General features: G+C 71.0%; 11 protein-coding genes and 1 tRNA gene. 5 read left to right on the forward strand and 7 right to left on the reverse strand.

Annotated elements, in window-relative coordinates; genetic code table 11:
* The first annotated feature begins 93 nt into the window (after positions 1-93).
* The 4 genes from PKA16_RS02125 (at position 94) to PKA16_RS02140 (ending at position 4,426) form a co-directional block, all read left to right on the forward strand.
* Positions 94-1,029: an alpha/beta hydrolase gene (locus PKA16_RS02125; protein WP_324399926.1), complete on the forward strand. Its 936-nt coding sequence runs from the start codon at positions 94-96 to the stop codon at positions 1,027-1,029.
* Entirely contained in the window at positions 1,029-3,233 is a 2,205-nt protein-coding gene (locus PKA16_RS02130) for a bifunctional (p)ppGpp synthetase/guanosine-3',5'-bis(diphosphate) 3'-pyrophosphohydrolase (protein ID WP_324400061.1), read from the forward strand. The genes PKA16_RS02125 and PKA16_RS02130 overlap by 1 nt, the downstream gene beginning before the upstream one ends.
* 44 nt (positions 3,234-3,277) lie before the next feature.
* Positions 3,278-3,354, forward strand: a tRNA-Val gene (locus PKA16_RS02135).
* 55 nt (positions 3,355-3,409) lie between these two features.
* The gene (locus tag PKA16_RS02140; protein ID WP_324399928.1) at positions 3,410-4,426 is read left to right on the forward strand and encodes an asparaginase; all 1,017 of its coding nucleotides are present in this window, start codon (positions 3,410-3,412) and stop codon (positions 4,424-4,426) included.
* Here PKA16_RS02140 and PKA16_RS02145 read toward each other — a convergent pair.
* From PKA16_RS02145 to PKA16_RS02155, 3 genes are read right to left on the reverse strand one after another with little or no spacing between them, the layout of a single operon-like run.
* Positions 4,420-5,034, reverse strand: a complete 615-nt coding sequence (locus PKA16_RS02145) for a DNA-3-methyladenine glycosylase I (RefSeq protein WP_324399930.1) — start codon at positions 5,032-5,034, stop codon at positions 4,420-4,422. The two genes, PKA16_RS02140 and PKA16_RS02145, sit on opposite strands and share 7 nt — an antisense overlap.
* The gene (locus tag PKA16_RS02150) at positions 5,031-6,071 is read right to left on the reverse strand and encodes a P1 family peptidase (protein ID WP_324399932.1); all 1,041 of its coding nucleotides are present in this window, start codon (positions 6,069-6,071) and stop codon (positions 5,031-5,033) included. The genes PKA16_RS02145 and PKA16_RS02150 overlap by 4 nt, the downstream gene beginning before the upstream one ends.
* Before the next feature lie 2 nt (positions 6,072-6,073).
* The gene (locus tag PKA16_RS02155) at positions 6,074-6,529 is read right to left on the reverse strand and encodes an HIT family protein (protein WP_324399934.1); all 456 of its coding nucleotides are present in this window, start codon (positions 6,527-6,529) and stop codon (positions 6,074-6,076) included.
* Between the two features lie 202 nt (positions 6,530-6,731).
* On the opposite strand from PKA16_RS02155, the gene PKA16_RS02160 reads away from it, so the two are divergent.
* On the forward strand, positions 6,732-7,142 hold the full coding sequence (locus tag PKA16_RS02160) for a DoxX family protein (protein WP_324399936.1): 411 nt from the start codon (positions 6,732-6,734) through the stop codon (positions 7,140-7,142).
* A gap of 745 nt (positions 7,143-7,887) precedes the next feature.
* Here PKA16_RS02160 and PKA16_RS02165 read toward each other — a convergent pair.
* The 4 genes from PKA16_RS02165 to gcvP all read right to left on the reverse strand — a co-directional run bounded on the left by PKA16_RS02165 (position 7,888) and on the right by gcvP (position 13,306).
* Complete coding sequence (locus PKA16_RS02165) at positions 7,888-9,237, reverse strand: class II 3-deoxy-7-phosphoheptulonate synthase (protein WP_349255494.1); 1,350 nt, start codon at positions 9,235-9,237, stop codon at positions 7,888-7,890.
* Between the two features lie 137 nt (positions 9,238-9,374).
* A complete protein-coding gene (locus PKA16_RS02170; protein WP_324399940.1) occupies positions 9,375-9,872 on the reverse strand; it encodes a GNAT family N-acetyltransferase in 498 nt (165 codons plus the stop codon).
* A gap of 28 nt (positions 9,873-9,900) precedes the next feature.
* Positions 9,901-10,386 (reverse strand): NYN domain-containing protein, encoded by a 486-nt coding sequence (locus PKA16_RS02175; protein WP_324399942.1) that lies wholly within the window; start codon positions 10,384-10,386, stop codon positions 9,901-9,903.
* Between the two features lie 25 nt (positions 10,387-10,411).
* Positions 10,412-13,306, reverse strand: coding sequence for an aminomethyl-transferring glycine dehydrogenase (gcvP, locus tag PKA16_RS02180; protein ID WP_324399943.1), 2,895 nt, complete (start codon positions 13,304-13,306; stop codon positions 10,412-10,414).
* Positions 13,307-13,350: the final 44 nt, after the last annotated feature.

Here is a 13,350-nt window from a genome sequence, read left to right on the forward strand (position 1 = left end):
GGCAGCCAGCCTGCCGGAAATTCCCGTTTGTCTTAGCATCCAGGCTGCAGGTCGTGCGGTTTTCGCCGCGCCCTGCCCAGCCCGCTGAGCGCCATGTCGGACCCCACGCTTTGCCACCTCGCCTGCCCCGATCCGGGGGGCGAGCACCGCATGGCCTGGTGGCAGTGGGGCGACGCGCGGGCACCGCACGCCGTGCTGTGCGTGCATGGCCTGACGCGCCAGGGGCGTGACTTCGACGTGCTGGCGCGGGCCCTGCTGGCGCGCACGCAGGCCCGGGGGCGCAGCCTGCGTGTCATCTGCCCGGACGTGGTGGGACGTGGGCGCAGCGACTGGCTGCGCGACCCTGCCGGCTACGACTACCCCCTCTACGTGGCCGACCTGCTGACCCTGCTGGGGCAACTGCACGAACAGGCGCCGCTGGCCGGCTTCGACTGGGTCGGCACCAGCATGGGCGGCATCATCGGCATGACGCTGGCCGGCATGTCCGGACTGCCGTTGCCGGCCCCGCTTGGCCGCCTGCTGCTCAACGACGTCGGGCCGCGCATCGAGTGGCCGGCCATCGCCCAGATGCGCGACTACGTCGGCCGGGCGCCGGACTTCGACACGCTGCAGGCGGGCGTCGCCTACCTGCGCACGCTGTCGCAGGGCTTCGGGCCGTGCAGCGACGCCGACTGGCTCGATTTTTCGCGGCCCATGCTCCGGCAGGGCGCGGACGGGCGCTGGCGCCTGCATTACGACCCGGCGATCGCCGCGCCGATGGCCGGGCTCACGCCTGCGGCGCTGGCGCAGGCCGAGCAGCTGCTGTGGCGCCTGTACGACCAGATCACGGCCGAAACCCTGCTGCTGCACGGCGCCGAGTCGGACCTGCTGTCGGCTGCCACGGCACATGCCATGACCCAGCGCGGGCCGCGTGCGCGCTGCATCCAGATCCGCGGCGTCGGGCATGCACCGATGCTGCGCGACCCGGACCAGGTGCAGTGCGTGCTGGATTTCCTGTTGCCGCCGGCGGCGCGGGAGGGGCAGCCGTGATGAAGCCGGTCGAGCGCAACGCGCCCGGCGAGACCGCGCTGGCGGAAGTCGTGGTCGCGGTCAACGAGCCGCTGGCCCAGGCCGGAGTCTGCGCGCGCGCGCGGGCCTTTGCCGAGCCGCTGCTGGCAGGAGAATCCACGCACTCCGGCGAGAACCTGCTGGCGCACGCCGACGGGGTGGCGGGCATCCTGGCGGGCATCGGCGGCGACGAGACGGTGCAGGCGGCCGCCTACCTGAGCTACGCCAGCGCCCAGCTGAACCGGCCCGAGGAGGTGATCGCCAAGGCCTTCGGACCGGGTTTTGCCCGCCTGGCGATCGAGACCGCCAAGCTCGAGCGCCTGCAACGCCGTTCGCGCGACGGCCGGGCGGAGCGCGTCGACGATGCCAGCGACGCGGCCGAGCAGACCGAGTCGGTGCGCAAGATGCTGCTGGCGTTCTCGCGCGACCTGCGCGTGATCCTGCTGCGCCTGGCCTCGCGCCTGCAGACGCTGCGCTTCTGCACGGCTACGCGCCAGCCGCCGGCGCCGAGCCTGCTGCGCGAGGCGCACGAGGTGTTCGCGCCGCTGGCCAACCGCCTGGGCATCTGGCAGATCAAGTGGGAAATGGAAGACCTGATCTTCCGTGCCCAGGAGCCCGAGGCCTACCGCGAGATCGCACGCCTGCTGGATGCCAAGCGCTCCGAGCGCGAGGCCGCGCTGGAGCAGCGCCGGGCCGAGATCGAGCGCGCGCTGCGTGCGCAGGGCATCGAGGCCGTGGTCACCGGCCGGCCCAAGCACATCAGCTCGATCGTGCGCAAGATGCGCGGCAAGGGCCTGGCGTTCGACCAGGTGTTCGACATCCGTGCGCTGCGCGTCATCGTGCCGAGCGTCGCCGACTGCTACCTCACGCTCGACTGGGTGCACCAGCACTACGCCGCCGTGGCGGGCGAGTTCGACGACTACATCGCGCGGCCCAAGATCAACGGCTACCAGTCGCTGCACACCGTGGTGCGCGACGCGGACGGCCGCGCCTGGGAGATCCAGATCCGCACCCAGGCCATGCACGAGCACGCCGAGCACGGCGTGGCCGCGCACTGGGCCTACAAGGAGGCGGGCACCAAGGGCTATGGCGGCGTGTCGGCCAGCAGCGACTACGACGCCAAGATCGCCGTGCTGCGCCAGCTGCTGGCCTGGGAGCGCGACCTGTCGGGGGCGGCGGCGCAGGGCCTGTTCGACGACCGCATCTACGTGCTCACCCCCGAAGCGGCGGTGGTCGAGCTGCCCGCCGGCGCCACGCCGGTCGACTTCGCCTACGCCGTGCACACCGAACTCGGCCACCGCTGTCGCGGCGCGCGCGTCGACGGCGCCATGGTGCCGCTCAACACCCCGCTGCAGAACGGCCAGACGGTGGCGATCACGGCGGCCAAGGAGGGCGGCCCCTCGCGCGACTGGCTGAACGCCGAGCTCGGCTACCTGGCCTCGCCGCGCGCGCGCGCCAAGGTGCGCGCCTGGTTCAACGCCCAGCACGCGCGCGAGACCATCGCGCGCGGCCGCGAGATGGTCGAGAAGCTGCTGCAGCGCCAGGGCCGCACCGCACTGTCGCTCGACCAGCTCGCCGCCGATCTGGGCTTCAAGTCGCACGACGCGCTGTTCGAGACCGTGGGCAAGGACGAGCTGTCGCTGCGCAGCATCGAGGCCGTGCTGCACCCGCCCGAGCCGGCGCCCGACCCCGATGCCCAACTGCTGCAGCGCAAGCTGCCGGCCGAGCGCAAGGCACGCGGCGGCGTGCTGGTGGTGGGGCAGGACTCGCTGCTCACCCAACCGGCACGTTGCTGCAAGCCGGCGCCGCCCGACGAGATTGCCGGCTACGTCACGCGCGGGCGCGGCGTCACCGTGCACCGGCGCGACTGCCCGAGCTTTCGCGACCTCGCCGCGCGCGAGCCCGAGCGCGTGATCGAGGTCGACTGGAGCACGCCGGCCTCGGGTCGCGCGCCGTCCTACCCGGTCGACGTCTCGGTCGAGGCGGTCGATCGCCAGGGCCTGCTGCGCGACATCTCCGAAGTGTTCTCGCGCGAGAAGATGAACGTGATCGGCGTGCGCACCCAGACCGTGCGCGGCTGGGCGCAGATGACCTTCGTGGTCGAGGTCGACGACACGCGGCGCCTGGCCCAGGTGCTGCGCCAGGTGCAGGAAGTGGCCGGCGTGCGCCGCGCGCGCCGGCGCTGAAGCGCCTCGTTTCTGCTAAACTTGCGCGCTTCGAATCGATCTTCAGGCGCGTAGCTCAGCTGGTTAGAGCACCACCTTGACATGGTGGGGGTCGTTGGTTCGAGTCCAATCGCGCCTACCAATTGCGGCCCCAACGAGACTGACGTCTTGTTGGGGTTTCTTGCTTCTGGAGCGGCATGCAGGGGATGGATGCATCGGCTTTGTCACATGTGGTCCTGCTGGGAACGGGTGGCACCATTGCCGGCGCCGGTGGTGGCGCGACGACCGGGGCCGGTTCGGCCGCCTACCAGGCTGCGGTGGTCACCATCGACGAGCTGGCGCGCCAGGTGCCCGGCCTGCGCCAGCTCGCGCGGCTGCGCGCCGAGCAGCTGTTCCAGATCGACTCGGCCGATTTCACCGACGAGCGCCTGCTGCAGCTGGCGCGCAAGGTGGCGGCGCTGTGCAGGCAGGATGATGTCGATGCCGTGGTCATCACGCACGGCACCGACACGCTGGAAGAAACGGCATACTTCCTGCACCTGACGGTGCATTCGTCCAAGCCGATCGTGCTGACGGGCTCGATGCGCCCCGGCACGGCAGTGTCGGCCGACGGGCCGGCCAATCTGCTGCACGCGGTGGCGGTGGCGGCGCAGCCATCGTCCGCCGGGCGCGGCGTGCTGGTCGTGATGGACGAGCAGGTGCACAGCGCGCGCGACGTCGCCAAGACGCACAGCCAGCGCGTCGAAGCATTTGCGTCGCCCCACGGTCCCCTCGGGCTGGTGGTGGAAGGCATGCCGCGCTGGTACCGGGCGCTGGAGCGCCCGCACACGGTGGCCAGCGCATTCGACATCGAAGACATCGAGGCCTTGCCGCTGGTCGGCGTGGTGACCAGCCACGGCAACATGCGGCGCGAGATCTACGACCAATGGGCCAGCCTGGGTGCGCGCGCCATCGTGCACGCCGGCTTTGGCGGCGGCACGGTGCCCGCATACCTGAAGGCGCCGCTGGCCGAGCTGCGCGCGCGCGGCGTGCTGCTGGTGCGCGCCTCGCGCACCGGCGGGCCGCTGGCGCGCGGTGGCTGCGTGGACGACGAAGCGCTCGGCTGGGTCGTCACCGACGACCAGAATCCGCAGCGCGCGCGACTGCTGGCCGCCCTGGCGCTCACGCAGGAGCGCGATCCGGAGCGGATCCAGCAGGTGTTCTGGCGCTATTGAGGCAGCCGTGCCAGGGCGACGCGCGCGGCGGCAGCCTGGCCGCGCACGACGCAACCCTCGGCGTGGCCGTTCACCAGCCCCATCGCCAGCAGGAAGGCCTGCAGCGTGGTCGGGCCGACGAACCGCCAACCGCGCCGCTTCAATTCGCGCGACAGGGCGATCGAGGTGGGCGAGGTGGGCGCGTGGCGACACGCGGCCTGTTCGTCGGCGTTCGGCTCGTGGCGCCAGAAGTAGGCCGCCAGGGAGCCCTCCGCCCGCGCCAGTTCCTGCGCCCGGCGCGCGTTGTTCAGCGTCGCCTCGATCTTGCCGCGGTGGCGCACGATGCCGGCGTCCCGCAGCAGACGCGCCACCTCCGGCTCGCCCCAGCGTGCGAGCTGGTCGAAGTCGAAGCCGGCAAAGGCACGGCGGAACTGCTCGCGTTTTTCCAGGATGGTGCGCCACGACAGGCCGGCCTGGAAGCCTTCGAGGCACAGCTTCTCGAACAGGCGCCGATCCTCGGTCACCGGAAAGCCCCATTCGGTGTCGTGGTAGGCGAGGTACTGCGGCGTGGCCAGGCACCAGCCGCAGCGTTCCAGGCCGTCCGGGCCGGGCAGGGTGGGCGGGCTCATGCGCCGCCCGCTCCCGGGTTTGCGCGGGGGCGCGCCAGGTCGTCGGCCGCGGGCAGCCACGAGCCGTCCAGGCGCAGGCTGTGCGCCGCGCGCACGGCATTGGCGCAGGCCTGCGCCACCGCCTCGGCGGCCATGATGCACAGTACGTTGAAGTCCAGTGCCGGTGCCTGGCCGGTGGCCAGGGCAAACAGGGTGTCGCCGTCGCTCAGGGTGTGCACGGGCCGGATGGCGCGTGCCAGGCCGTCGTGGCCGGCGCCGGCCAGGCGGCGCGCGCGCGCCTTGCCAAGCGGGGCGTCGGTGGCGATGACGCCGATGGTGGTGTTGCTGCCCGCCAGGATGGCCAGCGGCGGCTCCCCCGCCAACGCTGCGCGCACGCTGTGGCGCAAGCCCCGGCCATCGTCGCTGCGGGCGCCGGCCAGCACTGCGCCGGTGGCCGGATCGACCACGTCGCCGAGCGCGTTGACGGCGACCAGCGCGCCCACCGTGGTTCCGGCCAGGGTCACACTGGCGCTGCCGATGCCGCCCTTCATCGCGTGTGCCATGCCGAACAGCTTGCCCACGCTGGCCCCGGCGCCGGCGCCGACGTTGCCCTGCGCCGGGGCCTCCGCGCTGGCCGCCTGGCAGGCCGCATAGCCGGCGCGGGCATCGGGCCGGATGCGCGCATCGCCCAGGTGCAGGTCGAACAGCACCGCGGCCGGCACGATCGGCACGCGCTGGCCCGGCGCGTCGCCGACCGTCAGGCCACGGCCCTGCTCGTCCAGCCAGCGCATCACGCCGGCTGCGGCGTCCAGGCCCCAGGCGCTGCCGCCGGCCAGCAGCACGGCATGCACCTCGCCGACCAGGTTGGCCGGGTCCAGCAGATCGGTCTCCCGGGTACCGGGCGCGGCGCCGCGCACGTCCACGCCACCGACGGCGCCGCCGCCACTCGCGCCGTGCGCCAGCACCACGCTGCAGCCGGTCGGGCGGCGCGCGTCGGTATGGTGGCCGACCCGGATGCCGCGGACGTCGGTGATGGCTCCGGATTCCCGTGCTGCCATGCTCACGCCGCCTCGCCCCGGCGCAGCGCCGCGCGCAACTGCGCGGCGTAGCCTTCCAGCACCGCCGGACCGGGCTCCTTGCGCGGCCAGGCCAGGTCGACGCCGTCGCCCGCATGGCGCGGCAACACGTGCAGGTGGAAATGACGTACCGTCTGGCTGGCCACGGCGCCGTTGGCCTGCAGCACGGTGAAGCCCTCTGGCGCGAACGCCGCCTGTGCCGCGAGCGCGATGCGGCGCGCCGTGCACATGGCCGCGCCGGCTTCTTCCGGCGTGATGTCCAGCAGGGTCTCGGCGTGGCGCTTGGTGGCCACCAGCACGTGGCCGGGGTTGACCTGGCCCAGGTCCATGAAGGCCAGGGTCAACTCGTCTTCGTGGACGCGGGCGGCGGGGATCTGGCCGGCCACCAGCCTGCAGAAGATGCATTCGCCCGGTGGCGAGGGGTCGACGAATTCGGGCATGGGAATCGGTTCCTGTGAGTGGAGTGGGCGATGGCGCGCCTTCCAGCGCGGCGCGGCGCCGGGCCATCATCGCGCGCCGGCGTTGCACCCGTCCATGATATAAACCCTGCCGACCGCAGGCGTTGCGCGGCTCCAGCCCGGCTCCTTGCCGGAAGGTCTGGCGTGCAAGCGCGGCACGGCCGAACCAGGAGGAACAATACGGATGCCGAATTCCACCGCCGATGATCTGGGCAAGCTGGTCCTGCGCCTGACGCTGGGCATCCTGCTGCTGCTGCACGGGATCGCCAAGCTGCGCTACGGCGTCGACTGGCTGGAAGGGCCGCTCAAGGCGCGCGGCCTGCCAGCCTTCGTGTCCTACGGCGTATACGCCGGCGAAGTGCTGGCGCCCGTGCTCATCATCCTGGGGCTGTTTTCACGCGTCGGGGCGCTGCTGGCCATTGTCAGCATGTTGTTTGCCATTGGCCTGATGCACATGGATCACCTGTGGGCGATCGGCAAGACCGGTGGCTGGGAACTGGAACTGCAGGGCTTTTACCTGCTGATGAGCGTGGTGTTGCTGCTGCAGGGCGCGGGCCGCTTCAGCCTGGGCGGGGTGAGCGGGCGCTGGAATTGAAGGCCCAGGCGCGCTGCCGCCTGATACCCTTGCGGCGCTGAAAGACATGAGGCGTGGCGCTGGGCCATGCGGGCAAGGTGAATGGCCGCCTTGTCATTGAAGGCGACGCTGAATAAGTCTCCGTGATGCGGCGCACCCTGCATGGGGATGGGATGCAAGGCGCGAAGCGCAGCAATAGCCGAAGCTATTGCGAGCATTTGCAACGCCGCAGACCGCCGCAGGCAGGGATGCGCAGCGCGCGAGGGACTTGTTCAGCGTTGCCTGAACCTAAAAACGGCAGTTGACCGCTTGGTGACTTCTCGAGCGCCGCATGCGCATCGAGCCTGGACGCTTCGATCACGCGCACCGGTTGGGTGAGCGCGCCATGCACCCGCCAGCACCACCCTCGCCGCGCCATGGGACGTGGCGCGTCGCGCGGCACACCCGTTCGCTTCGCCCAGGGGCGCGCATGCCCCTTTGGGGCAGCGGTGCTCGCCCCGGCCTGGCACGCCGAGGACGGCACCGACGGGCGTATCCAGCTGCGGGATTTGGGTTGACGCGCAGCAAGGTCTTCTGACGCTGGTCGCGGGGAACGCGCGTTCGTCCCCATGGCTCCGCCGCGGCTCGTGCCGCTTGCGCTGCATGAGGGAGCACCGCTGCGTTGGCCGTGGAGCAGGCCAGCCGGTGCGCGCAGGGGCACGGCTCCCCTGGCCACGGATGCGTTTCCCCTTGGGAGGATGGCGCGCAGCGACGCAGGGGTGTCGCTTCAGCCGCGCTGCGCCTTGAGCAGATCCGCCACCAGGAAGGCCAGCTCCAGGCTCTGCGAGCCGTTCAGCCGCGGATCGCAGGCGCTGGTGTAGCGCCGCGCCAGGTCGTCGTCTCCCAGGTTCTGCCCGCCGCCGCGACATTCGGTCACGTCCAGGCCGGTGAGCTCGACGTGCAGGCCGCCGGCCACCGTGCCGCAGGCCGCGTGCGCGGCGAAGAACCCGCGCACCTCCTGCACGATGCGGCCGAAGTCGCGCGTCTTCACGCCGTGGCTGCTGGTGACGGTGTTGCCGTGCATCGGGTCGCAGCTCCACACCACCGGGTGGCCGCTGTGCCGGACCGCCTCCAGCAGGGGTGGCAGGCGCTCGGGCAGTCGGCCGGCGCCCATGCGCGTGATCAGCACGACGCGGCCCGGAGCGCGCGCGGGGTTGAGGCGCTCGAGCAGGGCCAGCACGTCGTCCGGGGGCGCGCCTGGCCCGATCTTCACGCCCACGGGGTTGGCGATGCCGCGCAGGTATTCGACGTGTGCCGCGTCGGGCTGGCGCGTGCGCTCGCCCAGCCACAGCAGGTGCGCCGAGGTGGCATGCCAGTCCCCGACCGCGTCGTCCCGGCGCGTCAGCGCTTCCTCATAGGGCAGCAGCAGGGCCTCGTGCGAGGTGTAGAAGCGCACCGCACGCAGCGGCGCAGCGCTGTCCTGGGTGAACCCGCAGGCCGCCATGAAGGCCAGCGCCTCGCCGATGCGATCGGCCAGTTGCGCATAGCGCTGGCCCTGCGGGCTGGCGCGCACGAAGTCGCTGGTCCAGCGGTGCAGCTGGTGCAAGTCGGCAAAGCCGCCCTGGGTCAGCGCGCGCAGCAGGTTGAGCGTCGCGGCGCTGGCCGAATACGCGCGCAGCAGGCGCTGCGGGTCGGGCATGCGCGCGGCCGCGCTGAACTCGGCGCCGTTGACGATGTCGCCGCGATAGCTCGGCAGGGTGACGCCGTCCCGGGTCTCGGTGTCGGCCGAGCGCGGCTTGGCGTACTGGCCGGCGATGCGGCCGACCTTCACGACCGGGCGCGCCGCGCCATAGGTCAGCACCACCGCCATCTGCAGCAGCACGCGCAGGGTCTCGCGCGCCGGCGTGCCGCCTTGCGCATCGAGGTCCTCGGCGCAGTCGCCGCCCTGCAGCAGGAAGGCGCGGCCAGCCGCGACCTCGGCCAGGTCGGCGCGCAGGGCGGCGACCTCGCTCTCGGCCACGAGCGGCGGGAAGGCGCCGAGCTGCTGGCACGCGTCGGCCAGCGCAGCGGGATCCGGATATGCGGGCAGCTGACGCGCCGGCTTTTCGCGCCAGCTTGCAGGGTACCAGGGCAGGATGTTCACGGTCGGGTTCGGCGGCAACAAATGGACAGGAACGAAATCCGGCGTCGAGACTGGCCCAGAGTGCCAGGAAAATCCGGCAGTACGTGGCCAGTGGAGGCGGGGGCGATCACGACGCTCGGCTCGGGTCGGCTTCATCCATCGGGCGTCAGGCACTTCTGCATCAGCAGTGCCTGGCCTGCGTCTGGATCCAGCACATAGGGTGCGAAGCCAAAACGCGCATAGCTGCGCAGGGCGCGGGTGTTGCCCTGGAGCACCTCCAGCGTCAGCTTGCAGCAGCCCTGCTGGCGTGCATGGGCCTCGCAGGCGCCCAGCAGGGCCTGGGCGATGCCGCGTCCCCGGTGCGCGGGCAATACCGCAATGTCGTGCACGTTGAGCAGCGGTCGCGCCTTGAAGGTGGAATAGCCTGCGAACGTGTTGACCAGGCCCACCGGCTCGCGGTCCATCCAGGCGATGAAGCTGGCGGCCGTGGCCAGGCGCGCCAGGTCGTCGCACAGGCGGGCCTTCACCTCGTCGGCGAGCGCCACGCCGCCGCCCATGGGGTCGCGCGCGTAGGCATCGAGCAGGGCGACGAGCGCCGCGCGGTCCGGTGCGCTGGCGTAGTCGACGCGGCGGACGGTCACTTGCGCCATGAAGCGGGCGTGGATGGCAAGGTCTGGCCTACGACGCGGGGGGCGCCTGCATGCGCATGCCGTCGCTTCCGACGTCAACGTGATCCACTCTCGCCAGCAGGTCGGGGAAGCTGTCGAACCCGTATTCCTGCCAGTTCCAGCGCGGTTTCACGTATTTCTCGACCACATCCAGGTTGGCCCAGCCCTTGGCGCTCCTGAACTTGTTGAAGGCTTCATCGAGCAGCTTGACGAGATCGATGAAGGGGATTTTTCGGCAATACATCCGGTTGGCCTCGTCGGTCGCGTCCTTGCCCCTGGTATAGGCGAACTGCTGGATCGGCACGAGCGCGTGCTTCAGGAGGATGCTGCGCCAGCCGCCCAGCGCCGGGCTGCTCCAGTCTCCATAGATGCGCTTGACGTTGGCAATGCCGTACTTCGCGATCTCCTCCAGCAGGTCCTGCGCGCATGCGGCGGTCGTGTTGTCGGCGTCGATCAGGACGGCCAGCTTCTCCGGTTTCAGATTTTCGCTGGGCATCCCGGGACTCCCGTGCGCGACGGCGTCAAGCCAGCTCCTCGACCGGCAGGCAACTGCAGAACAGGTTGCGATCGCCGTAGACGTTGTCCACCCGACCCACCGGCGGCCAGTACTTGACACTGCCCGCCGCCGCGGCCCCGAGTGCGCCGCCGATCGCGCGCGCATACGGATGCGGCCAGTCGGCGACGAGCAGGCTGGCGGCGGTGTGGGGGGCGTTCTTCAGCGGATTGTCGTCCTGCGGCCACTCGCCCCGCTCAATCTGGGCGATCTCGGCGCGGATGGCGATCATGGCGTCGATGAAGCGGTCGAGTTCGGCCAGGTCCTCGCTCTCGGTGGGTTCGACCATCAGCGTGTTCGCGACCGGGAACGACAGCGTGGGCGCGTGAAAACCGTAGTCGGCCAGCCGCTTGGCGACGTCCTCGGCCAGCACGCCGCTGCTGTCCTTGAAGCCGCGCAGGTCGAGGATGCACTCGTGCGCCACATGGCCGTTGCCGCTGGCGTAGAGCGTCGGGTAGTGGCCGGCCAGGCGCTTGCTGATGTAGTTGGCCGAGAGGATGGCGGCCTCGGTGGCCTGCGTCAGGCCGTCGGCGCCCATCATGCGGATGTACATCCAGGAGATCGGCAGGACCCCTGCGTTGCCGTAGGGTGCGGCACTCACGGCACCCATGGCGCGGCGGTCGCCGGCGGTGGCGTGCCCCGGCAGATAGGGCACCAAGTCTTCCACCACGCACACCGGGCCGACGCCGGGTCCGCCGCCGCCGTGCGGGATGCAGAAGGTCTTGTGCAGGTTCAGGTGGCTCACGTCGCCGCCGAACTCGCCCGGCGCCGCCAGGCCGACCATGGCATTCAGGTTGGCACCGTCGAGGTAGACCCGGCCGCCGTGCTGGTGCACCAGCGCGCAGACTTCCTTGATCTGCGTCTCGAACACGCCGTGCGTGCTGGGGTAGGTGATCATGGCGCAGGCGAGCCGCTCGCCGTGCGCCTCGCACTTGGCGCGGAAGTCGTCGACGTCGATGTTGCCGCTGGCGTCGGTGGCCGTGACCACGACCCTCAGGCCCACCATCATGGCGCTGGCCGGGTTGGTGCCGTGCGCGCTGGCCGGGATCAGGCAGATGTCGCGCTGGCCCTGGCCCTGCGCGGCGTGGTAGGCGCGGATGGCCAGCAGGCCGGCGTATTCGCCCTGGCTGCCGGCGTTGGGTTGCAGGCTGACGTCGGCGTAGCCGGTGATGGACGACAGCCAGCGGCGCAGCTGGCGATCGAGCTCGGCATAGCCCTGGCGCTGATCGGCCGGGGCGAACGGGTGGATGTGGGCGAACTCCGGCCAGGTGATGGGAATCATCTCGCTGGTGGCGTTGAGCTTCATGGTGCAGCTGCCCAGCGGGATCATGCTGCGGTCCAGCGCCAGGTCCTTGTCGCTCAGGCTGCGGATGTAGCGCAGCATCGCCGTTTCGCTGTGGTGGGTGTTGAACACCGGATGCGTGAGAAAGGCGCTGGTGCGGCGCAGCGCCGGCGGGATCAGGTCGGGCGCGCCCTGTTCCAGCGTGGCCGCGTCAGGCAGTGCCTGGCCCGCGCCCGCAAAAGCCTGCCACAGCAGGACGAGGTCGGCGCGCGTGCTGGTTTCATCCAGCGAGATGCCCACGCACTGGCTGCGCAGCAGGCGCAGGTTGGCGCCAGCCCGCAGGGCGCGTTCGATCACGGCCTGGGCGGCATCGGCGCTGCCCAGGTCGATGGTGAGCGTGTCGAAGGCGCTGGCATGCAGCGGGGCCAGGCCGAGCTGGGCCAGGCCGGCAGCCAGCGTCGCCGTCAGGCGCGCCACGCGCCGAGCGATGCGGGTCAACCCCGCGGGGCCATGGTAGACCGCGTACATGCTGGCGATCACCGCCGGCAACACCTGGGCGGTGCAAATGTTGCTGGTGGCCTTCTCGCGCCGGATGTGCTGCTCGCGCGTCTGCAGCGCGAGGCGATAGGCCGGGTCGCCATGCGCGTCGATGCTTACGCCCACCAGGCGTCCCGGCAGGCTGCGCTTGAAGGCGTCCTTGCAGGCCATGTAGCCCGCGTGCGGACCACCCGCGCCCATCGGCATGCCCAGGCGCTGCGTGGTGCCGACGACGATGTCCGCGCCCATCTCGCCGGGGCTCTTCAGCAGGGTGAGGGCCAGCAGGTCGGCGGCGAGGATGAAGGCGGCGCCCTTCGCGTGAATCGCGTCGGCACTCTGCTGCCAGTCCGCCAGCCAGCCGCTGGATCCGGGATACTGGTTGAGCGCGGCAAAGTAGTCGTCGCCGTCGATGGCGGCGATCCATTCCTCCGTCGAGCGAACGATCTTGACGACGAAGTCGAGCGGCGCAGCGCGCGTCTGGATGACTTCGATGGTCTGCGGGTGGCAGTCCCCCGAGACGATGAACACGTTGCCCTTGGCCTTGACCGAACGGCGCGCAAGGGTCATGGCCTCGGCCGCCGCCGTGGCCTCGTCCAGCATCGAGGCGTTGGCGATGTCCATGCCCGTGAGGTCCATCACCATGGTCTGGAAGTTGACCAGCGCTTCCATGCGGCCCTGGCTGATCTCGGCCTGGTAGGGAGTGTAGGCCGTGTACCAGGCGGGGTTCTCCAGGATGTTGCGCAGGATCACTCCGGGCGTGTGCGTGCCGTAGTACCCTTGGCCGATGAAGCTCTTCATCTCGTGTCGGTTGCGCCTTGCGATCGCCTTCAGCTCGGCCAGCGCATCGGCCTCGCTTGCCGCCGCGGGCAGGTCCATCGGCGCGCTGCGCACGATGCTGCGCGGCACGATGGAGTCGATCAGGGCGCGGCGCGACGGTTCACCGATGACGGCCAGCATGCGCTGCTCGTCCTGGGGCGCAAGGCCGATGTGGCGGGCGACGAATTCACTCGGGTTCTCGAGTTCGGACAGGGTGGGGCGGCTCATGGCGGTGTGAAGCAAAAGAGTGGGGGCCGGAGGTATGCAAGCGG

The organism is Ottowia sp. (genome assembly GCF_035325765.1).
Classification (GTDB): Bacteria; Pseudomonadota; Gammaproteobacteria; order Burkholderiales; family Burkholderiaceae_C; genus Ottowia.